Origin of the sequence: Tenacibaculum sp. Bg11-29 (assembly GCF_002836595.1) — a bacterium.
Taxonomy (GTDB): Bacteria; Bacteroidota; Bacteroidia; order Flavobacteriales; family Flavobacteriaceae; genus Polaribacter.
This window is the reverse complement of sequence record NZ_PJBB01000003.1, coordinates 2,920,019-2,942,048: the sequence shown is the minus strand read 5'-3', so window position 1 is coordinate 2,942,048 and position 22,030 is coordinate 2,920,019. Positions and strand designations below refer to the sequence as shown.

General features: G+C 29.4%; 19 protein-coding genes. 4 read left to right on the top strand and 15 right to left on the bottom strand.

What is annotated here, in order from left to right:
* The first annotated feature begins 4 nt into the window (after nucleotides 1-4).
* Together CXF68_RS20875 and CXF68_RS13450 are read left to right on the top strand one after the other, a co-directional pair.
* Nucleotides 5-175: a hypothetical protein gene (locus CXF68_RS20875; protein WP_198553823.1), complete on the top strand. Its 171-nt coding sequence runs from the start codon at nucleotides 5-7 to the stop codon at nucleotides 173-175.
* 212 nt (nucleotides 176-387) lie between these two features.
* Nucleotides 388-963: an XRE family transcriptional regulator gene (locus CXF68_RS13450; protein WP_101045479.1), complete on the top strand. Its 576-nt coding sequence runs from the start codon at nucleotides 388-390 to the stop codon at nucleotides 961-963.
* Nucleotides 964-1,006: 43 nt separating this feature from the next.
* Here the strand turns inward: CXF68_RS13450 and CXF68_RS13445 are convergent, their stop codons facing one another.
* The 15 genes from CXF68_RS13445 to nadC all read right to left on the bottom strand — a co-directional run bounded on the left by CXF68_RS13445 (nucleotide 1,007) and on the right by nadC (nucleotide 20,329).
* On the bottom strand, nucleotides 1,007-2,833 hold the full coding sequence (locus CXF68_RS13445; protein ID WP_101045477.1) for a hemopexin repeat-containing protein: 1,827 nt from the start codon (nucleotides 2,831-2,833) through the stop codon (nucleotides 1,007-1,009).
* Between the two features lie 140 nt (nucleotides 2,834-2,973).
* Nucleotides 2,974-3,645 carry a phosphonatase-like hydrolase gene (locus CXF68_RS13440; RefSeq protein WP_198553822.1) on the bottom strand — a complete coding sequence of 224 codons (672 nt, stop codon included), beginning with the start codon at nucleotides 3,643-3,645 and terminating at the stop codon, nucleotides 2,974-2,976.
* Entirely contained in the window at nucleotides 3,646-4,803 is a 1,158-nt protein-coding gene (locus tag CXF68_RS13435; RefSeq protein ID WP_101045475.1) for a TIGR03364 family FAD-dependent oxidoreductase, read from the bottom strand.
* Nucleotides 4,793-6,055: a DUF5690 family protein gene (locus CXF68_RS13430; protein WP_198553821.1), complete on the bottom strand. Its 1,263-nt coding sequence runs from the start codon at nucleotides 6,053-6,055 to the stop codon at nucleotides 4,793-4,795. Before CXF68_RS13430 ends, CXF68_RS13435 begins: the two co-directional genes overlap by 11 nt.
* Nucleotides 6,056-6,137: 82 nt before the next feature.
* Nucleotides 6,138-7,280: an alkaline phosphatase family protein gene (locus CXF68_RS13425; protein WP_101045473.1), complete on the bottom strand. Its 1,143-nt coding sequence runs from the start codon at nucleotides 7,278-7,280 to the stop codon at nucleotides 6,138-6,140.
* A gap of 80 nt (nucleotides 7,281-7,360) precedes the next feature.
* Complete coding sequence (locus CXF68_RS13420; protein ID WP_101045471.1) at nucleotides 7,361-8,746, bottom strand: SusD/RagB family nutrient-binding outer membrane lipoprotein; 1,386 nt, start codon at nucleotides 8,744-8,746, stop codon at nucleotides 7,361-7,363.
* A 20-nt stretch (nucleotides 8,747-8,766) separates the two neighbouring features.
* Nucleotides 8,767-12,036, bottom strand: a complete 3,270-nt coding sequence (locus CXF68_RS13415) for a SusC/RagA family TonB-linked outer membrane protein (RefSeq protein ID WP_101045469.1) — start codon at nucleotides 12,034-12,036, stop codon at nucleotides 8,767-8,769.
* A 253-nt stretch (nucleotides 12,037-12,289) separates the two neighbouring features.
* Nucleotides 12,290-12,958, bottom strand: a complete 669-nt coding sequence (folE, locus tag CXF68_RS13410; protein ID WP_369800510.1) for a GTP cyclohydrolase I FolE — start codon at nucleotides 12,956-12,958, stop codon at nucleotides 12,290-12,292.
* Between the two features lie 68 nt (nucleotides 12,959-13,026).
* Nucleotides 13,027-14,391, bottom strand: coding sequence for a histidine--tRNA ligase (hisS, locus tag CXF68_RS13405; protein WP_101045467.1), 1,365 nt, complete (start codon nucleotides 14,389-14,391; stop codon nucleotides 13,027-13,029).
* A 103-nt stretch (nucleotides 14,392-14,494) separates the two neighbouring features.
* The gene (locus CXF68_RS13400) at nucleotides 14,495-15,424 is read right to left on the bottom strand and encodes a YihY/virulence factor BrkB family protein (RefSeq protein WP_101045465.1); all 930 of its coding nucleotides are present in this window, start codon (nucleotides 15,422-15,424) and stop codon (nucleotides 14,495-14,497) included.
* Nucleotides 15,421-15,990, bottom strand: coding sequence for a pentapeptide repeat-containing protein (locus CXF68_RS13395; protein WP_198553820.1), 570 nt, complete (start codon nucleotides 15,988-15,990; stop codon nucleotides 15,421-15,423). The genes CXF68_RS13400 and CXF68_RS13395 overlap by 4 nt, the downstream gene beginning before the upstream one ends.
* 10 nt (nucleotides 15,991-16,000) lie before the next feature.
* The gene (locus CXF68_RS13390) at nucleotides 16,001-16,582 is read right to left on the bottom strand and encodes a hypothetical protein (RefSeq protein WP_101045461.1); all 582 of its coding nucleotides are present in this window, start codon (nucleotides 16,580-16,582) and stop codon (nucleotides 16,001-16,003) included.
* A 5-nt stretch (nucleotides 16,583-16,587) separates the two neighbouring features.
* Nucleotides 16,588-18,702, bottom strand: coding sequence for a M3 family metallopeptidase (locus CXF68_RS13385; RefSeq protein ID WP_101045446.1), 2,115 nt, complete (start codon nucleotides 18,700-18,702; stop codon nucleotides 16,588-16,590).
* A gap of 126 nt (nucleotides 18,703-18,828) precedes the next feature.
* Nucleotides 18,829-19,338: a TlpA disulfide reductase family protein gene (locus tag CXF68_RS13380; RefSeq protein ID WP_101045444.1), complete on the bottom strand. Its 510-nt coding sequence runs from the start codon at nucleotides 19,336-19,338 to the stop codon at nucleotides 18,829-18,831.
* A gap of 130 nt (nucleotides 19,339-19,468) precedes the next feature.
* A complete protein-coding gene (gene nadC / locus CXF68_RS13375; protein WP_101045442.1) occupies nucleotides 19,469-20,329 on the bottom strand; it encodes a carboxylating nicotinate-nucleotide diphosphorylase in 861 nt (286 codons plus the stop codon).
* Between the two features lie 167 nt (nucleotides 20,330-20,496).
* On the opposite strand from nadC, the gene rlmH reads away from it, so the two are divergent.
* Nucleotides 20,497-20,970: a 23S rRNA (pseudouridine(1915)-N(3))-methyltransferase RlmH gene (gene rlmH / locus CXF68_RS13370; RefSeq protein WP_101045440.1), complete on the top strand. Its 474-nt coding sequence runs from the start codon at nucleotides 20,497-20,499 to the stop codon at nucleotides 20,968-20,970.
* 157 nt (nucleotides 20,971-21,127) lie between these two features.
* Complete coding sequence (locus CXF68_RS13365; RefSeq protein ID WP_101045437.1) at nucleotides 21,128-21,808, top strand: hypothetical protein; 681 nt, start codon at nucleotides 21,128-21,130, stop codon at nucleotides 21,806-21,808.
* Nucleotides 21,809-22,030 lie beyond the last annotated feature (222 nt).

The following is a 22,030-nucleotide window of genomic DNA, read 5'->3' as shown; positions in this document are numbered from 1 at the left end:
TCTCATGAAAAAACAAACTAAACATAAAGATGAAAAGATCTCTAGAAAAGATGCCTTAAAAAAGATAGGAGGTTATGGTAAATATGCTACTTTAACCGCCTTAGGAACTTATATGATTTTAAACCCTCAAAAGGCACAAGCCCAAAGTCCAGAAGCTCCTGGAGGCGGTTTTTAATATTCGCATACTTCTGTATAAATAATAAAACCCCGATTATTTCGGGGTTTTATTATTTATACAACTTTCGATTTCACAAAAAAGAGAAGACAAAACTCCTTTTGGTTAATATTCAATATATCTAAGATTAGAGAAGCTATTTTAATATAAACATCTTTAATTTAGGCCTCTTAAAATGAAATTTTTATTTTACTTTAGTTTAAAAATACACTATGAATGATTTCTTAATTGGTATTGGTAAACGAATCAAAACCATCAGAAAAAAACAAAAGCTAACTATCAGCCAAGTAGCCGCTAATGCAGGTGTTTCCAACGGACTGATTTCTAGAGTTGAAAATGGTAGAACTATTCCATCTTTACCTGTTTTATTGGAAGTCATTGGTGCTTTAGAAATTGATCCTAGTACTTTTTTTGAAGGTGTCGAAAAAAGAACTAATGAAAAGTTTATTCACGTCAAAAAGGAGAATCTACAATTAATAGAAAAAGAAGTAGAAGCAGAAGGTTTTACTTATTTTCAAATTTTCGGAAAAAGTTTAAATGCGGTGGGCTTTGAAGCTGTATTATTAAATGTATCTCCAGGGTCTAAAAGAGAAAAAGTTATTACAGATGCTTGGGAATTTAAATATGTTATTAAAGGAGAATGTACTTATTTAATAGATGACACGGAAGTAACCGTTTCGGAAGGTGATTCTCTTTATTTTAATGGAAGGTTACCACATGTTCCCGAAAATAGAAGCAAAGAAGATTGCCTAATGTTGGTGTTCTACTTTTATTCTGAAAATAACTAACAGGGCTATTTTTAGTATATTTAATAACCCTGTTTTATAAATATTATTTAAGTAGCCCTGGCCAAGTACGATTATTCGTCGGCCTTGGATAGTTTAACTCTGCTCTATCTAATGTTTTGCTATATTTCACGTACGTATTATCATTTAAAAATAAATAGCAGTGCACTGAATTCCAGTTAACTGCTGCGGTAATTTTACTAGCTACACTTCCTAAGCCTGGCCACGTTGTATTATTAATTGGTTTTGGGTATCCAGAATCTACTCTATCATTAGCTATACTATATCGAAGATAGGTACCATCATTTAAAAAGAAATATGCTTTTTTATTATTCCATTTAAAAGCTGCTCGAATTTTATTCTTATGTGCCTCTAAACCTGGCCAATTAGAATTATTTATTTCTAAAGGATATCCTGAATCTATACTATCACTATTCATATCATATCGAATATACCTTCCATCTTTCAAAAAGAAAATGCATTTTGAACTATTCCATTTAAAGGCTGCAGAAATTAAATTTTTATAACTTTCTAAACCTGGCCAATTAGAGTTATCTATTTCCACAGGATAGCCATTATCGGCCTTGTCAAGAATTTTATTGTAACGAACATACTTATTATCTCCTCTAAAAAAATATGCTTTATTATTTAAACCATCATTCCAATCTAAACCTGCAGTAATCGTTAAGTTATTTATAGTTGTAGTTGCTGTTTGGCCATTTAAAACTAGTGTATAATTGAGTAATCCATCTGGCTGATCATTATCTAAAAAATATCCTTGAGATGCGTTAACGCTATTTATATACTCGTTATTACGATACACTTCTATGCTTCCTAACGAATTTGAATCCCAATAAATAGTATTGTTATTTTCCATCATTACCTTTCTAGCACCAACATTTCCTATTAATGATGTTGATGATAATTGCCATTCTTTTTTAATAGGAATTTCTAAATGAGTTAAAATAGTTGGTACTATTGAAGTTTGTGATACATGCCCATACAATCCATTAAAACCTTTATTAGGAACCGAAGAAGTATATGAAGTAAATTCTTCATTCCCAATTTTATTCATTCCTATAAAAATAGTTTTCTCTGAATTTGACTGGCTTCCATGCCCATAACCACTTGGCTGTCTTCCATGGTCTGTTGTTAAAATAATTAACCAATCTTCATTTCGTTCCTTAGCTCTATTTTTAACAGCCGCTACCAAAGTACCTAATCGTTCATCTGCTCTTTTAATTGCATTATTATAGAGTCCTCCAAATCCATTTCCATGACCAACTGAATCGGGTTCATCTATATCAATAAATAAAAAATCAGGATTATGGTTGTTAATTTCATTTACGGCATTCATAATAGCCTTATCATCTCCATATCCTTCAATTTTATAATCTATATAATTTAATTGCTCTCTTAAAAAGTCATGGATGGTTTTCCAAGTAACAATACTTGTTGTTTCTAGATTTGGATTATGTTCTTTAATTCTTTGAAAAATACTTTTTGTAGCTGATTTAAAAGAACTATTATTATCTAAAACACGGTGTTTATTAGCCCAAACACCTGTTAGAATAGTTGTCCAACCTGGTCCACTATTTGTTTTTTGTTCTGAAATAGCTCCTTTAATTCCACCTGTGTAGGCTTTTACAATATTAAATTCATCTAAGTTAGGTGTAAATACATTCACCATTTTTTCAAATTGAAGACCATCTATACCTAATAATAAAACTTTCTTCTTAGCCACACCTCTGGAAGACAACTTTCCTTTTCCTAACTTTAAAACGGCTTCTTGTTCTTCTAAATTGTTCTGACAATTCGATAGTAAAACCACAAAAGTTAATACGACTAATTTTATGAAGGGTAATTTTTTCATGTTTAAATATTTTAATATTAGTTAATAATCAAATCAAAAATATACTATTAGTAAACAAAAATTACCCTTTAAAATCATCCTTAAAAGAATGATAAACTACATAACATTAAAAAAACATTATACATACAAATGATTTACAATTAACTAACTTTTAAATCTGCTAATGAATCAATTATAAAATCTGGTTTCATAACAGCTATCTGCTCTTTAGTTTGTGCACCAGATAAAACTCCTATTGTTACACCACATTTTGCATTTTTTCCTTCTTCGATATCAATTGCAGAATCTCCTGCTTTTAAAACTGAGGAAGCATCATCAATTTGAAACATTTTCATTGCCTTTTCTATCATTTCTGGATAAGGTCTACCAACCTCTACATCACTTGCAGTAATTAATGCATCATAATGCACTCCTTCTTTCCATTTCATTTTACCTAACAATAAGCTTGCTATTTCTCTATTATACCCTGTATTTAAAACAACAATGATATTCTTCGAACGTAACTCTAATATTACTTTTTGTACTCCCTTTATTGGTTTCACCTCTAGAACCTCATAAGCTACATTCAACATCTTTTTAAAGTTTTCAAAAATCACATTTGAATTATTTACGTCATAATTCAAATGATTTAATATATCTTTAATTGCCTGATGTTTTTCTTTACCTGCACCGAATTCTAAAACTGTTGCTAAACTTGTCTCAATTCCGTAAGCTACAATAGCTTTATGTAATGTTTTATAAACTACATTTTGTTCATCTACCGTTGTTCCTGCCATGTCAAAAACAACCATTTTTATCGTATCTTTTATCATTTAATAATTAAATATTTTATTTATATTTTCTTTTGAATAACCAGCACTACCTGTCATTCCCTTACCTCCTATACCAGTAACTATATGTATATTATTACTTATGGTATGTTCAAAAATATCTTTTGTTTTACATTGGCTGTAAAAACCTGCCCAACGATGTTGAATTTGATATGTAGGCAGGTTTATGATTTTTTTCGCTTCTTCAATCATAAAACTATCTATGTCTTCTTTTAAATCAAACCCTAAATCATCTACATTTTTTGCATCTGCATACTCATGAGAATCTCCTATAATCACAGAACCATCTAATGCTTGTTTGAATAAAATATGTATCCCATATTTCTTACCAAAACAATTTGGATCTTCCTTAATCTTTATACTTTCCCAAGAAGCACATTCTTCAAAAGCCTCATATCTACGAATTGTTAATCCTGTTAAAATGGAACCATCTAATTTATAGCTCCCTTGTGATTTTGTTTGTAGCATTTGTAATTTAGAGACAATTAAATCACTCTCATTATAAATTTTTGGATAAAGTGTTTTAAAATCACTTCCATTACAAACAAGTATCTTATTGCCTTTATATATTTTCCCTTCGGAAGTAATAGCAATTGTTTCTACTGTAAGTTCCTCTACATCTATAACTGTTGTATTATAATAGATATCTACAGTTAAATTTTTCGTCATAAAAGTATGTAGTCTATGTATCATTGCTCTTGGCTCCACCGTTACTTCTTCTGGAAAAAACAGACCTGCTTTACAATAATCATTTCTCAAACCACTATACTTTTCTAAACATTGATTTTTAGTTAATAATTGTGATTTATAATTATTCGCTTTGTTTATTTGATGTAGCTCTTCAATCAATTGTACCTCCTCGTCATTTGAGGCTAGATATACTGTTCCATTCTGACGAATCGTAATATCAAACTCTTTTTGTATTGACTTGTAAATGTTTAAACTTTCTCTTCCATAATTTTGCCATTTTTGATTCATTCCAGAAGGCACTACTTGTCCGAAATTTCTCACAGTCGCTCCTTGTGGTTCACTATTTTTTTCTAAAATAGCCACGGTTAACCCTTTTTGTGCTGCGTGATACGCATGAAATGTTCCTAAAACACCTCCTCCAACAATAATAAGATCGTATTTATTGTTCATATATTAATTCGTTAATTTTTACTGGTTGTTTATATTTTTTCTTAAAGAAATGGTAGCAATACAGTGTTATTCCCAAGCCTGAGAAAGCTAAAAAGTATAAGCTTGTAGTAAAAAAGGATAACCAAGAAAGTTCCTCTTTAGCAAAGTTTTTGAATAGTAAAATAAAAATGCTTCCTAAATAACCGAAAGCATCTGCTATATATATTAAGAAACCTACATTTCCTTCTATTTTGAAAGTTGCTATCATTCTATCAAAAAAGATTCCATTAAAAGGTACATAACAACTATACAGTCCCAAGCCTGAAATCATCATCCAAGCAATTGGTGATATTAATTCTAATTGAAATAAATAGGTAGAAATTAAAATAGATAAGCATCCAATAAACAATACATAATGATAAAAGATAAAAGCTTTATAGTTTTTAGTAATACTACCAATAATTCCCAAAACTATTAATACTATTACCGCTATTGGAATTTCAGAAATACTATAAATAGAAGCATCCTTATAATTTAAGGTATCCCATATTTCACGAGCAAAATTATCTCTAAAATCTCTAATGGATGTTAACATCATAAAGAAAATAACAATTATTATTAAGGGTACTGAAAACTGTCTAAATAGTTCTTTCCGTCCTTCTTTATCTAATGGTTTCCTAGCTATTTTCAACGCATTATCTTCCTCTGTGGGCTTTGGCAATTTTTCTAATAAGTAGGTAAAAAAAACCAATGGTATTATAAAAAACAATCCTGTAATAAAAGGCATCCAATACTCATTAAATTGCAATTTATCCATGACTAATTTACCTACCGATTTTACTGCTCCTGAAGAAACTATAAAGCTTGATGATAATATAACACCTAATAACTCCGTTGCTTTTCTCCCTTCTAAGTAAGAAAAAATAATTCCCCAAATCATTCCAAGTGGTAATCCGTTTAAAAATAAAAACAAGATATTATATGGAGCTGGAACTAATGCAAAACCTAACAATGCTAGTTCAGCAAATAAGATAAATGCTATTAAAGCTATCATTCTTTTTGAAGATGTCATTTCAGAAATAACTTTTATACCTATAAACTTTGACAAAGTGTACCCTAGAACTTGTGCTATAATCAATAAAATTTTATAATCTATTCCGAAAAAAAGCTCATTAGAGAAGGTAGCTACTGTAAATGGTTTTCTAAAAGCATACATACAGAAATAAGTACCGAATGCCGCTAAAGAAGCTTGTATTATGAAACGTAAATTCATATTCTTTTTTTAATAAGACAAGCTCTCTTTAATAAAAAGAGACTTGCCTAACATTTAATTCAAACAACACAACTTGAGTTTATCATTCCTGAATGAATGGTAAGCTTTTTTTATTTGCCTTACTCCCTAAAACACTAATATTCAAAGTTTTTTCTATAGTAGAAGCTATTTGACTTGTATATAGTTGGCTTTTTATTTTCATTTCTCCTTGCTTTTTTACGCCATTACCAAAAGCAGCGATCCAAACTTCATCAGCTCCCTTAATTGTATATGTATTTCCGTGATATTGTAAATTATTACCATGATGTTTCCATGTTTCTAAAGGTTGTGTACCACGCCCATGATCTGTAGTTATAATAAAAGTAGTATTGTCTTTATAGTATGTTTCCTTCTGTACAAAATCCCATAGATTTTTTATAAACGCATCCGATCTTTTTATAGCATTTAAATATTGATCATACTCCCCATCATGTGCAAAATCATCAGTTTCTCCGTAGGCTATATATATTAAATCAGGGTGTTTCTCTTTCATATAATTAATAGCATAATTATGTGTAAAAACATCTAATCGTACATTGTGCCATGGACTCGGTGTTTGAGATTGATATCTATTTAATTGTTTTTCTTCTTCGGAAGCATCTTCTCTCAGAGCAGTTTCAAATCCTGCATTAAGATGTATTTTACTTCTTGTTCTATTAATAATACTAGGAAAAACATCCCAACTACCAAAAGCAGCTACTTTATTTTTATAGTCATTAGAATTATTTACTAATTCTAAAATAGTTTTATTCGGGTTATCAATTTTATCATTACTTTTTACGCTTTCATCATCAGCAAAACCGCAAAGAATTTCACTATATCCTGGATACGAAAACCAATGATTATTGGTTAGGTTTACATTGTTTTCATAATTTCTATTTCCGTAGACAACACCATTTTTTGCTATATGGTTCCAAAAAAAAGGCAATAATGTTTCTCTTCTTTTATTTGGAGTGTTTTTCCAAAAATCAGCAGCTAATGCAACGGTATCTTTTACATATTTACTATTTGTAACTAACAATGAATCGGCTCCTGAAAATAATTCTTGCCAACGAACTCCATCTAAAGTTATTAAAACAACTTTGGGTTTTATTATTTTTTCAGGTATTGATTCCTTATTATTTTTTTTACTACAAGCTGTTAGTATAATAATAAACAGCGCTAATAATACTCTTATTTTTACCATAATTTTTGTTATTTGATAAACCTGTTGCTATTGTTAGGGGAAACAAAAATTGCAACAGGTTATCTTAAAAATCTTATTAATTATTTATCCCACCACGATTTAGCATCGTAATTATTACCTCCTAACCAAGAAACAGCCTCTGCATTGTTTATCTTATTTGTAAACGTTTCTTCTGATGGATATTTAAATCGTACTGGTATTTTATTTGAGTTTGTATTATTTAAAGCAGGCGTTAAAGTCGGGTAACCCGTTCTTCTATAATCAAACCAAGCCTCATGCCCTAACATTATATTCGCTAAATATTTTTGTGTAATTACATTCTCTACCGTACCCTTAAACGCTCCTTTTGATACTGCTGTTAAATAATTTACTGGAAGACTAATATTTCTATACTCAAAATTGGCTTTTATGGCATTTTCATAATGCATTTTAGATTCTGAAACATCAATAAGACCTTTTATAGCTGCTTCTGCTAAAATAAACTCTTGTTCAAAATAGGTAGCAAAAACCATATCTAATACATTATCAGCTCTCATTACATCTCCCAATCCTGTATAATTACCAGACCTATCATTTGAACCAGGTATAATTCCTACGTAAGTATTGGTCATATTGGGCTTATAGTAAAAAGAAATTCTAGGGTCTTCTCTATCACTTAACATTTCTAAAATAGTTGTTGTAATACTGTATATTTTAAAATCACCTTCTCTTACTTTTGATAAAAACCAATTATTTGGTTCTGAAGTAAATGGTAAAATGGCATTATCAGCATTCGAATTAAAAATATTTCCCGAAGCAATTATCTGATTCATTTCTATAGCTGCATTTGCATATTTATCGCTAACTCTAAGTAAGTATCGCAATCTTAAAACATTTGCAAACTTTATCCATGCATTATTATCACCATTAAATAATACATCACCAGTTATTGCTGCATTACTGTTAGATAAAGTAATAACTGCCTGAGAAAGTAAATCTAACACACCATTTGAAGCCGTATATATTTCTTCTTGGGTATTATATTTGGGTGTTAAATTATTGATATCACCAGCTTCTAAAAAAGGAACAGGCCCATACAAATCGGTAAGCTGCGCCCCTATATAGGCTTTCATAATTTTTGTTACAGCTTTCATTGATGTATTTACCTTTTCTTCTTTTAAAATATCATTCATATCACCCAAAAGCCTATTGTTAGTAACCCAGAGTGAATTATTTGAATCTATTTTATATTGATCTATTGTATTAAAATCATACTTTCCTTGGTACTGCATTAATATACTAGCATAGTTAAACCCACTAGTAGCAGTTTGGTTTCCTAAGGTATAAATAGCATTGGTTATTAAGTACGTTGCTTCAGCAGCTGTAGGTTCGTTTGGGTTTATATTAATATTGTCAAAATTATCGCAAGAAATAAAGGTGGTTATTGCAACAATCAATAATCCTTTAAAAATTTTAGTAAGTTTCATAGTTTCTAAGTTTCTTTTAATTAAAATTTGAATAAAAAGTTAACACCATAACTTCTTGATGATGGATACGAAACATCCTCTATACCAGGAACAATATTAGATCCTTGCATCGCTAACGTTTCTGGATCGAAATGAGGATTTGAAGACGGTGTCCATAAACCTAAATTTCTACCTACAATAGATATTTTTAATGATTCCATTCCTAATTTTTGTACGAAGCTAGTAGGAACATCATATCCAAATTTAACCTCTCTTAGCTTTACATACGTTGCATCTACAATTCCTGTTTCTTGTTGATTTCTTCTATCGTACATTGGCTTATAATAAGTCCACCAACCTACAGCATCAGCATCTGTTAAAGCAACATATTCATCACCTACTTGCTTTACACCATCAGGTACAATATCTTCATAGTTGTTTCTATTCTCTGACCCTTCTAGATTACCAGCATACGTTGCTATTTGTTTTGTTCTAGAAATAATAGTTCCCCCTTGTTTCCAATCTACTAAAAAAGAAAAATCGAAGTTTTTATACTTAAAGCTATTTTTAAAACCTAAAGAAAAATCAGGATTATAATTGCCTAATAACTGTAACTCATCATTAACCAACGGCTTACCATCTTTATAAACTATTTTACCGTTATAACGTTCAAACTTTCTTCCGTACATGTTACCTAAACGTTCTCCTTTTCTTGCCTGTACAAATACTTTTGATGTTTCTGCTCCATATACAGAAGCATATCCCATTGTTAAAACATCTGTGTTTTCTGCTAACGCTAATACTTTGCCTTCATTTTTAGAAAAATTGATACTAGAGGTCCATGCAAAGTTTTCGTTTCTTATTGGTTTTAATGTTAATAAAGCTTCAATTCCTTTATTTTCAATTTTACCTGCATTAATTACCTGTGCACTATAACCAACTGTATTGGTAATTGGCACTGTCATGATTTGATTTTCTGAAGTAGATTTGTAATATGTAAAATCTACACCTACTGCTCCATTAAACATTTTTAAATCTGTACCCACCTCAAATGAAGTACTCATTTCTGGTTTTAAATTTTCATTTAACAATATGGTACTTCTACTTAATGTTTTATTACCAGCATATGGTGTTTGGTATGAATATGGTGTTTTTAAATTATAAGGAGAAGTGTCATTACCTACCTTAGCCAAAGAACCTCTTATTTTAAAGAAACTAAACGCTGCTGGCATTTCAAAAATTTCATTCATTAATAAACTAACAGATGCTGAGGGATAGAAATATGAATTGTTTTTTTCTGGCAATGTAGAAGACCAGTCGTTTCTTGCTGTTATATCAACAAATACTTTATTATCATATGAAATGCCTAGAGTACCATATAAACTATTAATTTCTTTTTCTTCCTTATACTGTTCTGTTACCAAATTAGATACAGAGTTTTGAAGATTATAAAGTTCTGGTATAACCAAACCATTGGCAATATTTGACAAAAAATTAATTTCTTGCTTCATTTGATTACCTCCAAAATTTGCATTCAATCCCCAAACATCATTTAAGTTTTTATCATAAGAAAACAAAAAATCTGTATTTACTTCTTTAAAATCAGCCCTTTCATCTTTATAAGCGCCTTTTAAAAATCGTTGAGTACTATATGCTCTTTTAGATTCTCTTCTATCAGTATAATAATCCATACCGCTTTTTGCTTGAAATTTTAAATTTTCAGAAAATTGATATTCTAATTTAATATTTCCTAAAACTCTATGTTTATTAAAAGCATTGGTATTTTCATTCAACATAAAATATGGATTATCATGCCATGCATAATTATAATTATACTGCTCTAACCCTTCATAACCTCTTTGCCAATATTCTTTTAAAGCCTCTGTATTTACAGTTCTTCCATACCAAGTAAACATATACATTGCCGATTCTGAACCGTATCCAGAGCTTGGTCGATTAGTACTATTTGAATTTATATAATTAGATTTTAATGAAATTTTTAATTTATCTGTTACATCAATACTTCCATTAACTCTATATGATCTTCTTTTTAATCCAGTATTGGGAATAATACCTTCGTTATCTAGCAATCCGAAGCTGAATAAAAAATCTGATTTATCTGATCCGAAACCAATTGCGGTACTAAATGTTGTAGTATGCCCTGTTCTGTAGAAATTTTCAACATTATTTGGCCTTGCTGTAAAAGGAGTTGCTGTTACATCATTAGGTATGCTCGTTGGTGATATTACTTTACCATTAGCATCTCTTACCCATCCTCTAGAAAATATATCTCCTGCTCTTAACCCTCCTTCTGCAGGACTATCGAATTGAGTAATTAACTGACCGTTGGCTTCTGGTCCCCAAGAAACATCTTCTTGATCATTTTTTCCTAAACTATTATTTAAACCATCAGCGTATTCAAATTCTCCTGACCAGCCTTGCCCATATTTATTTTGATATTTAGGCAATCTTAACGCCTCTTCTAAAGTAGTACCCGTATTTATAGATATACTTAAACCTTTATTACGCCTTGCTGTTTTGGTATTTATTAATATAACTCCGTTAGAACCACGTGAACCATATAATGCTGCTGCGTTTGCTCCTTTTAAGACACTAATACTCTCTACACTATCTGGATCTATTTCGGAAGCACCATTACCATAATCGACCTCTTGCATTTCACTACCTCCGGTATTTTCACCACTTCCAAAAATGGTATTATTATGTATTGGTACTCCATCAACCACAAATAAAGGGCCATTACCACCTAAAGTTAAAGAAGATTCTCCACGAATTACAACTCTTGATGTTGACCCTACTCCCGTAGATCCGTTTGTAATTTGTACTCCTGCAATTTTTCCATTTAAAGCATTCACTAAATTGGTTTCCTTAGCTTCATTCAATTCCTTTGCCTTTAAGTTTGAAACCGAATACCCTAGTGATTTTTCTTCTTTTTTAATTCCTAACGCAGTAATAACAACTTCTTCTAATTGTTGTGCAGATTCTTTTAAAATAATCGTTCCTACATTTGTATTTTCTCCTTTATTTAATTGTAATGGTACTAACTTATTTACATAGCCTATAAAAGATATTTTTAGCGTTACTTTTTCTGATGTTATTTTCTTTAATGTAAATTTACCATCAAAATCTGTATTCACTCCAGTAGTCGTTCCATCTAGTATTACACTAGCTCCTGGTAACGGAAAACTACCATCGGTAATTACACCTGAAATAGAAGTATTTTGTGCTAAAATTGTTCCCCCAATAAAAACACTAATTAATATGCTTACAAAAAGCCTAAAATCATTCATTTGTTTAAATTTTACAATAGTTAAATATTAAAGACCAAATTAAATGATATTTTTACTATTTGTAAACTTATAGAAGTTAAGAAAACTTATACAAAAAGATACTTTCTTGTAAGATAATTGTTAATTACAGCATGCTAAAATTAAGTTAATGTTGTCGTTTCAATTAAACATTTGACCAACAAAAATTTAACAAAAAAAAGCTCTTAACTGTATAGTTAAGAGCTTTTCCTTTTATTATTTATTAGTTTAAAAATTAATCAAAACTTGTGTTTAGTTTTAAGTAATCTAAAAACTCACGTTTTGTATCTTTTTCTTTAAATTTACCGCCAAATTCTGCCGTAACCGTAGAACTTTCAATATCTTTTATTCCACGAGAGTTTACACATAAATGCTTTGCATCAATAACACAAGCAACATCATCAGTACCTAATGCTTCTTGCATTGCTTGTACTATTTGCATTGTTAAACGCTCTTGTACTTGTGGTCGTTTTGAAAAATACTCCACAATACGATTCATTTTAGAAAGTCCTATAACTTTTCCATCAGAAATATAAGCAACATGCGCACGACCTACAATTGGTAATAAATGATGTTCACAGGTAGAATATACAACGATATTCTTTTCTACCAACATTTCACCATAATTATAATTATTATCAAATGTTGATGCCTTTGGCATATTTGCAGGATTTAATCCCATAAAAATTTCATTTACAAATGATTTTGCTACACGCTTAGGTGTTCCTTGCATACTATCATCTGTTAAGTCCATTCCTAAAGTGATTAAAATATCTTTAACACTTTCTTCAATTCTTTTAATTTTTTCATCATCAGATATATCAAAAGCATCTGCACGTATTGGTGACTTTGCTGATGTACCTATGTGATTCTCTCCTATCTCCTCTATCCTTTCGTCATTCATTTTGTTGTTGTTAACTTCAAACATTTCTTTCAATTATTTGGGCGCAAATTTACACTTTTGTTGTTAATTTACTGTACTTTACTTATCAATTCATCTAAAGAGCAAGTAGTTTGCTCTCCGTTTATCATGTTTTTTAAAACATATATATTATTATCTACATCTGTTACAACAAACTCTATGCCCCTATTACTAACATATTTCCATTGTCTCTTCTCTTGCTTATTACTTGTTGCTGAATCAGGATATAATTCTGATTTAATATTATTTTCTCTTAATTTTTTAATTGCTATAATCTTTAAAAGATTCTGATCTTCTTTAAAATTTAAGAACAATACTTTTGGTTTTGGCAGTTCAACAGTTTTAAACAAACCTAATTCTTCCATTACCAAGTAAATTCTATCTAATCCGAAAGAAATACCAACACCACTTACATCTTTTAAACCAAAGATACCTGTTAAATCATCATAACGACCTCCACCACCGATAGAGCCCATTTTTACACCTTCTGGAGCCGATACTTCGTAAATAGCACCTGTATAATAATTTAATCCACGAGCCAAAGTAACATCTAGTTCTAGGCTTGCAGATGCTAAACCGATTTCTTCTACCATACTTACAACAGTACGTAATTCTTGTACGCCTGCTTGTCCTTCTTCCGAAGACTGTAACATACCTTCTAAAGAAGCTAATTTATCTTGATTCGTTCCTGAAAAACTAAATAAAGGGTCTACTTTAAGAATTGCATCTTCTGAGATTCCTTTCTCTAACATTTCTTTTACAACCCCTTCTTTACCAATCTTATCTAACTTATCTAAAGCTACCGTAAAATCAATTAATTTATCTTTTGCACCAATTACTTCGGCGATACCAGATAATATTTTTCGATTATTAATTTTGATAGTCGTACCGTTTAAACCTAACTTACTAAAAACAGTATCATATAATTGTACAAACTCTACTTCTTGTAATAATGATTTACTCCCTACTACATCTGCATCACATTGATAAAATTCTCGAAAACGTCCTTTTTGTGGACGATCCGCTCTCCAAACTGGTTGAATTTGATATCTTTTAAAAGGAAAAGTAATGTCGTTTTGATGTTGTACTACGTAACGTGCAAATGGTACCGTTAAATCGTAACGAAGTGCTTTTTCAGATATTTTTGATATTATTTTTTGACTATTTTTTTCTTCTAATAAATTTCCATCAACCTTTTTTAAATAATCTCCAGAGTTTAAAATCTTAAAAATTAAACGATCACCTTCTTCTCCATACTTTCCCATTAAAGTTGAAGAGTTTTCGAAACTTGGTGTTTCGATAGGCTGAAATCCAAAATTTTCAAACGAATGTTTTATTATATTAAAAATATAATTTCTTTTTGCTACTTCGTTTGACGAAAAATCTCTAGTTCCTTTTGGGATTGATGGCTTCATTATTAATTATGAATTATAAAAATGATTATTTATGAGTTTTAATTTTTACATCAGTAAATACTTAAACACGCTGTGATGGCAAATATCTGAATTTAATAACAAATTATAACGTTTTATTTCTACGTTTTAATCGATAAATAGATGCATTTAATTCGAAGCCTAAAAGTAAAATAATTGCGTTTAACCAAACGAATAACATTAAAATTAACAAAGTACCAATAGAACCATATAATTCATTGTAAGTTGCAAATTTAACAACATAAATTCCGAAAAGATAAAATGTAAAAAGCGATAAAAGCGTTGTTAAAATTGCACCTGGAGAAAAGAACTTTACTTCTTTACCTTGCGTTGTCCCAAAACGAAACAACAGTGAAACAATGGTAAAAATCATAATTAAAAACAACACCCCTCTACCCCAATACAGTAAATCTAAATCACCTGTATCTAACCAACCTACATTACCTATTCTAACCAAAGCTACTTGGTAAAAAATAATTGCAACAACGGTTATTATTAAGAAAAAAGACATTAATAATGAAACCCCTAATGAAACAATGTAAGCTCTAAATACATTTCTCATTTCGGTTACATGATATGAATATTCAAATCCTCCGAAAATAGCATTTACCCCATTTGTCATTAAAAAAATAGACGCTAAGAAACCAAAAGATAATAAACCTCCATATTGGTTGTTTATAATATCTTTTAAAACTAAATCTACAGCGTCAAAAGTTTTTGGCGGTAACATTTCTTGAATTAACCAAAAGAGATTGTCTTGAAACCCCTCAATAGGTATGTAAGGAATCAATGATAAAATAAATAGCATAAATGGAAATATTGCCATGAAAAAACTAAACGCAATTCCACCTGCTCTTGTCGTTAAAGCGCCTTTTACAATACCAATAACATACATTTCTAACACATCATATAAAGACATACCTTGCAGTCCAGGAATTTTTATTTTCTTCCCGAAAGCTACCAGTAAATTTAGTACAGGTATTTTATCTAATTTTATTTCTATTTTTTTTGTCATTCAACAATTATATTATACTGCTGTAATAATCCAATTATATTTTCTTTTGAGAATTTTGCTTTTTTTAACCTATTGCTATCAGGGTTTATTAAAAAACCAGCAGCCGTTTTAAAATCAGACTTCTCTAAAATTGTATTCTCGAATATTGCTTTTTGTAAATCACAATTATCAAAAAGTGAATTTGTGACATCAGTTTCAGTAAAATCCACTTCTTGTAAATTACAATTAACAAATTTCGTGTTTTGCATTTTTAATTTATAAAATGAAGAAAAATTTAATTGACATTCTTTAAAGCTAAACTGCAATAAAAACGGATCACATTCATTAAACTTCACCCCTATCATCTTACAGTTTATAAAAAAAACTTCTTTAAATGCTGCATTTGTTACAATTGCGTTACTAAAATTACAATCGATGAACTCACATTCTATAAACTGAATATTTGATGCATGTACATTTTCGAAATTACAGTTTGTAAACGTACAATTATCATACTCTCCTTTTTTTATTTTAGTCGTATTAAAATCAAGTTTTGTAAACACCTCACTATCAAAATAATTATTCACGATATAAATATTAACCTCTTTGTTTGTACTTATTTAACACTTCTAAACTATGCAAAACATCTTTAACTGGTTCTTTAGATTTAACACTAAGAGGATAATAAGAATTAGGTGCTATCACTAATTCAACCTCTTGCTTTTTATATAAAAGAGGTAAATTATCATACCCAATAAACTCAATTCTATTTACATTTTTATACGCTGGTTTAAAATAAACTTCTACCTCTTTAGGACCTTGTCCTTTCTTAGGAATTACATTCATTATTACCACATTAAGAGTTACCTTTTTTAAATCTACAAGGTCTTTTAAAATTTTTAAATATTTGTAAGTATAAAGTAAATAAAGAGTTATTATTCCTGAAATAACTGACATGATTAGTATTGTCTGAAAAACACCCATAGATTCAAAAATACTCATATCAGGATTTGATAAAACAACTCTTCTCTTATTAGGTATTAAGCCCATAGGAATAATTGAGATAAACAAGAATAATATAAAACTACCCCCTCCCCAACTTACTATTAAGTTCGTTATCTTTTTTTTGTAACCTTCTAGTTTTACTTTCTCTAAAAACGTTAGTTTTTCTAACTTCATATAATTTACTTTAATCCTCTAGCTTTTAACATTGGCGCTGCTTTTGGATCTCTTCCGGCAAAAGTTTTATACATTTTTGCATAATCCATTGTATTTCCTTTTGATAAAATTTGCTCACGGAATTTCTGTCCATTTTCACGAGTTAATAATCCGTTATTCTTAAACCAATCATAAGCATCATGACTTAACATTTCTGTCCATAAATAAGAATAATATCCGGCTGCGTAACCACCACTAAAAATGTGTGCAAAATATGTTGAACGGTATCTTGGTGGTACTTCAGATACTTTTAATTTCATTTTAGCTAAAGCTTCCTCTTCAAATTTGGCAACATCTGCAATATTTTCATCAACTGATACTGTGTGCCATTTCATATCTAAACTAGATGAACATAAGTTCTCTATCATAGAATACCCTTGATTAAAAGTACCAGCATCTTTAATTTTCTTTAATAACGCTGCAGGAATAACTTCTCCTGTTTTATAATGTAGCGCGTAATTATTTAAAACTTCTGGATGTGTAGACCAGTTTTCGTTAAATTGAGATGGAAACTCCACAAAATCTCTTGCAGTACTTGTTCCTGAAATTGATGCGTATTTTTGATTCCCGAATAAACCATGTAAAGCATGTCCAAATTCATGAAACATAGTTTCTACTTCATCAAAGCTTATTAAAGCAGGTTCTCCTGCTGCTGGTTTAGGTGAATTACACACATTGTAAATAACAGGTTTCTGATCGCGTAACTTAGATTGTTTTACAAAAGCACTCATCCATGCTCCTCCACGTTTACTATCTCTAGCAAAAAAGTCTCCGTAGTATAATCCTAACTTACTACCATCTTCTTCAAATAATTCATAAACAACTACATCTGGGTGGTATACTGGTATATCAGTACGTTTTTTAAAAGTAATTCCGTATAATTTTGTTGCGGCATAAAAAACTCCTTTTTCTAATACATTTGTAACCTCAAAATAAGGTTTTACTTCCTCTTCATTTAAATTGTATTTTGATTTACGAACTTTTTCAGCATAGTGATTCCAATCATATGGACTTAGTTTAAAGTCTTTTCCTTCTTTAGTTATTTCTGCTTGAATCTCTTTCGTTTCTGAAGCTACTTTTTCTAAAGATCCTGGAATTAATCCATTAAACATCTCAAAAACTTTATCTGGTGTTGCTGCCATTGTACCTTGTAAACTCCAGCTTGCATAATTATCAAAACCTAAAATTTGTGCTTTTTTTGCTCGTAAAGCAACCATTTCTTGCACTAATTTACTTGTATTATATTCACCCGCATCTGACCTATGAATAGATTTATTGAACAATTCTTTACGAATTTCTCTATTTTCTAATGTTTGTAATGAAGGTTGTTGTGTTGTGTTTATTAACTGAATTTCATACGTACCATCTTTTTCTAAAGATTTAATTTTCTCTTCTGAAAATCCTTTTAATTTTTCTTTATCAGAAACTACAACGCCACCTTTTTTACTTGCATCTAGTAACTTCTTTCCAAACTCGTTAGATAAACTTGCTATTTGTGAATTTATATCTTTTAACTGACTCTTTTTATCTTCTGATAAGTTTGCTCCTGCTTTTGTAAAATTTTTATAATATTCTTTTACTAAATGATTAGATTCTGCATCTAATTTAAAATTTTCTAAATCATTATATACTTTTTGTATTCTAGCAAACAATGCTGTGTTTAATAAAATATCATCATTATGCTTAGAAAATTTAGGCGCTAACTCTTTTTCGATCGTTTTAATAACATCGTTTGTATGTGCCCCTGCTAATCCATAAAAAACAGCCGTTACATTATCTAAAGTACTACTACTTTCCTCTAGTGCTAAAATTGTATTTTTAAAAGTTGGGCTTTCAGTATTTTTAATAATTACCTGTATCGTTTCATTTTGCAATTTCATTCCTTCTAAAATAGCAGGCATAAAATGCTCATTCTTTATTTTAGTAAAATCAGGAGCACCATAATCTAATGTACTCTTAACTAATAATGGGTTCTCTACAGCCATACTTTTTTCACTTTCTTTTTTTGTTTCTTTAGTTTTATCTGTGTTACAGGCTATTGCTAAGACTAAAACTGCCCCCAAAATTATATGTTTTTTCATTTTACTTATTTTTAATTAAAATTGAATCATCTATTAAAAAAACATTACATGCTAAAAAAAAACATGCTTTTTTTTATAAATCACTATTTATATTTTCGTTTAATTTTTTATAACCTCTTTTAAATTTTATGGTTCTATCAAATACTTTATTGACAAATCCATGTATTTTTTTCTATTTCCGACCCATTTATCAATAATAATTCCGTCTTTATTTATTATAAAAAAAGTAGGATATTGTTTTATTTTATAAATCTCTTTTATCTTCTCTTTTTCCTGTATATCCCATATAGTTGCAGCTTCAAAATTTATTTTTAAACGTTTCGCTATCCTATACCATGTATCTTTCTTTTCATCTCCATGTATAGAAATCACTTTTAAATCTGCTGCATATTTTTTTTGAATTTTATCCATCTGAGGATATGTTTTCCAACATGGCCCACAATAAGTTGCTGTAAAGTTTAACAACACATTTTTTTTATTTTTAAACTGAGAAAGTTTAATTTGTTTTTTTGATTTGACATCATATCCCTTAATATCAACAGCTTCACTACCTATATCAATATTCTGACTAGTTAACGGAAAACAAAAACCTAACATAAATAAAAAATTAAAAAGGATACTTACTCTTTTTATCATCTGACTTTGATTTTTATACTAATTTATAAATTATACAACTTATTAAAATTAAAACATTCTTTTTTAAACATAGTATAATTTTATTTACTAAAATTATTTCCTTTTCTAAAAATTGCAAAAATATAAAATATTAATTTACAGCCTTTAAACTTAGGTCTAAATTATATACCGAATGTGTTAATGCACCTGATGAAATAAAATCTACCCCACACTCTGCATACTTACGAATAGTTTCTTCGTTTATTCCGCCTGAAGATTCAGTTAAACATGTGTCTCCTATTAAGGCTACTGCTTTACAAGTATCTTCATAATTAAAATTATCTATTAAAATTCTATACACACCTTCATTAGCTAAAATTTCTTTAATTTCCTCTAAACTACGTGCTTCTACTATAATTTTAATATCTAATCCTTTGTTAGCTAAGTATTTCTTTGTTTTAGTTATTGCTTGTGTTATTCCACCTGCAAAATCAATATGATTGTCTTTTATCATTATCATATCATATAACGCAAATCGATGGTTTTTTCCTCCACCTATTTTTACTGCCCATTTTTCTAAAGCACGAATACCTGGTGTTGTTTTACGTGTATCTAATACTTTGGTCTTAGTACCTTCTAATAAATTTGCAAAAAACTTAGTTTTAGTTGCAATTGCACTCATACGTTGCATTGCATTTAAAACCAAACGCTCTGCCATTAAAATTGATTGTGATTTTCCTGACACGTAAAAAACGATATCTCCATATTTTACTTCATCACCATCATTAATTAATGTTTCTATTTCTAAATCAGCATCTACATAATTAAAAACCTTTTTAGCAAACTCTACTCCTGCAATAATACCTTCATCTTTAACTAACAATTTAGCTTTTCCTATTGCTTCATTGGGGATACATGATAAAGATGTATGATCTCCATCTCCAATATCTTCACGAATAGCATTGGTTATTATTAGCTCTAGCTCTTTATTAAATTGTTCTTTTGATATCATTCTTCTCTTTTATTATACTGTAAAAATACGGATTGATTTTATTCTATGGAATTATTTTGTTAATTCAACTGAATTTATGCTTTAAAACAAATAAATTTGCGCCTATTATTACTTTAAAAACGTTTTGAAATAAATTTATTTCAGAAAACATTTCGAAATGAAAGCTTATGAAAATAAAACTAATCGCTATTGGTAAAACTGATGACAAAAATTTGATTCAGTTAATTAATAACTATCAAAATAGATTAAAACATTACGTTAAATTTGAGTTAGATATTATACCTGACATAAAAAACGTAAAGAATCTTAGCGAATCTCAGCAAAAAGAAAAAGAAGGTGAATTAATTTTATCTAAACTTCAAAATACTGATCAGTTAGTTTTACTTGACGATAAAGGGAAACATTTTTCATCTATTGAGTTCTCTCAATATTTACAAAAAAAAATGAATTCAGGTATTAAACAATTAGTATTAGTTATAGGTGGGCCTTATGGGTTTTCTGAGGCAATATATAAAAAAGCATTAGGCAAAATATCACTTTCTAAGATGACTTTTTCACATCAAATGATTCGATTATTTATTGTTGAACAAATATATCGAGGTTTTACAATTCTACGAAACGAACCTTATCATCACGAGTAGTGATTGTTACCTACTTATAACGCTTCTATCAAACACTTTTTTTCATAAAAACAAATCTATACTTTTTTTTAAAAAAATATTTTCTATATTAATAGCCTTTTTCTATTCTAAATTTTATAATTTTGTCGCCCCTAAAAACACACAAAATTAAATTAAAATGAAAACATTAAAATTTTTAATATTTGCTATTTTATTTACTAGCTTAGTTACTGTACAAGAAGCATCTGCACAAGATGAAATTAAAGTTTTAAAGAATAAAGTTAAGGATAAGAAAAACCAAATTAGTGCTAATGAAGAATTCTTAATTAGTGGAATTAGTGCTCTAAAACGTGTAAACTCAAATTTAGAGAACTTTAAAAAAGATAAAAAAGCAACTAAAAAAGAGGTTAAAAGAAAAGAAAAAATCGTAGCTAATGTTCAAACGAGGTTAACGAATTTAAAGAATTTGATTAATGATCGAAAAGGTGAATTAGTTGCTCTTGAAAAAAAGTTAGCAAGAAAACAAAAAAGAGCTACTCCTAAAGAAGTTAAGACTGTTCAAGAAACAGAAACTGAATCAGCTGCTCCTTTAACGGATGCTAAAAGCGAATTAGCTTTACGTAAACAAAAATTAGAAAACGCTCGTAAGAAACTAGAAGATGAACGTAAAGCTAAAGAAATAGCTTACTTAAATCAGCAAGAAGAACTACGTTTAGAAGCAGATAAACTAGCACAATTAGATAATCAAATTAAAGCTGAAGAAGAATCTATTATTAATGAAAACAAAACTTTAATAAGCGATTATGAAGATGACATTAGTATTAATGAAGAAATCTTAATTAGTGGTAAGAAGGATTAGCTAGAATGAAAACAAAGTTAAATAGCTAAAAAGACTCTACAACTTCTAAAGTATTTCGTAAAGAATCTATTATTTTAAAAATTCAGGACCGTTTAAATAAAATAGAAAAGAAATATATTAAAAGTAGAAATGAATAAATTAAAGTCTTAAAACTTATAACCTTTTATTCTTAAAAACGAAATTTAGAAACTTCTAAATTTCGTTTTTGTTTATACTTCACTA

What these genes read in the sequence shown, in the direction of transcription:
- CXF68_RS13440 (WP_198553822.1), bottom strand. Translation starts at nt 3,645, where the DNA reads ATGATAAAAGATACGATAAAAATGGTTGTTTTTGACATGGCAGGAACA.
- CXF68_RS13420 (WP_101045471.1), bottom strand. Translation starts at nt 8,746, where the DNA reads ATGAAACTTACTAAAATTTTTAAAGGATTATTGATTGTTGCAATAACC.
- CXF68_RS13430 (WP_198553821.1), bottom strand. Translation starts at nt 6,055, where the DNA reads ATGAATTTACGTTTCATAATACAAGCTTCTTTAGCGGCATTCGGTACT.
- folE (WP_369800510.1), bottom strand. Translation starts at nt 12,958, where the DNA reads ATGAATGACGAAAGGATAGAGGAGATAGGAGAGAATCACATAGGTACA.
- CXF68_RS13390 (WP_101045461.1), bottom strand. Translation starts at nt 16,582, where the DNA reads ATGAAGTTAGAAAAACTAACGTTTTTAGAGAAAGTAAAACTAGAAGGT.
- CXF68_RS13400 (WP_101045465.1), bottom strand. Translation starts at nt 15,424, where the DNA reads ATGACAAAAAAAATAGAAATAAAATTAGATAAAATACCTGTACTAAAT.
- nadC (WP_101045442.1), bottom strand. Translation starts at nt 20,329, where the DNA reads ATGATATCAAAAGAACAATTTAATAAAGAGCTAGAGCTAATAATAACC.
- CXF68_RS13450 (WP_101045479.1), top strand. Translation starts at nt 388, where the DNA reads ATGAATGATTTCTTAATTGGTATTGGTAAACGAATCAAAACCATCAGA.
- CXF68_RS13365 (WP_101045437.1), top strand. Translation starts at nt 21,128, where the DNA reads ATGAAAACATTAAAATTTTTAATATTTGCTATTTTATTTACTAGCTTA.
- hisS (WP_101045467.1), bottom strand. Translation starts at nt 14,391, where the DNA reads ATGAAGCCATCAATCCCAAAAGGAACTAGAGATTTTTCGTCAAACGAA.
- CXF68_RS13435 (WP_101045475.1), bottom strand. Translation starts at nt 4,803, where the DNA reads ATGAACAATAAATACGATCTTATTATTGTTGGAGGAGGTGTTTTAGGA.
- CXF68_RS20875 (WP_198553823.1), top strand. Translation starts at nt 5, where the DNA reads ATGAAAAAACAAACTAAACATAAAGATGAAAAGATCTCTAGAAAAGAT.
- CXF68_RS13415 (WP_101045469.1), bottom strand. Translation starts at nt 12,036, where the DNA reads ATGAATGATTTTAGGCTTTTTGTAAGCATATTAATTAGTGTTTTTATT.
- rlmH (WP_101045440.1), top strand. Translation starts at nt 20,497, where the DNA reads ATGAAAATAAAACTAATCGCTATTGGTAAAACTGATGACAAAAATTTG.
- CXF68_RS13425 (WP_101045473.1), bottom strand. Translation starts at nt 7,280, where the DNA reads ATGGTAAAAATAAGAGTATTATTAGCGCTGTTTATTATTATACTAACA.
- CXF68_RS13445 (WP_101045477.1), bottom strand. Translation starts at nt 2,833, where the DNA reads ATGAAAAAATTACCCTTCATAAAATTAGTCGTATTAACTTTTGTGGTT.
- CXF68_RS13385 (WP_101045446.1), bottom strand. Translation starts at nt 18,702, where the DNA reads ATGAAAAAACATATAATTTTGGGGGCAGTTTTAGTCTTAGCAATAGCC.
- CXF68_RS13380 (WP_101045444.1), bottom strand. Translation starts at nt 19,338, where the DNA reads ATGATAAAAAGAGTAAGTATCCTTTTTAATTTTTTATTTATGTTAGGT.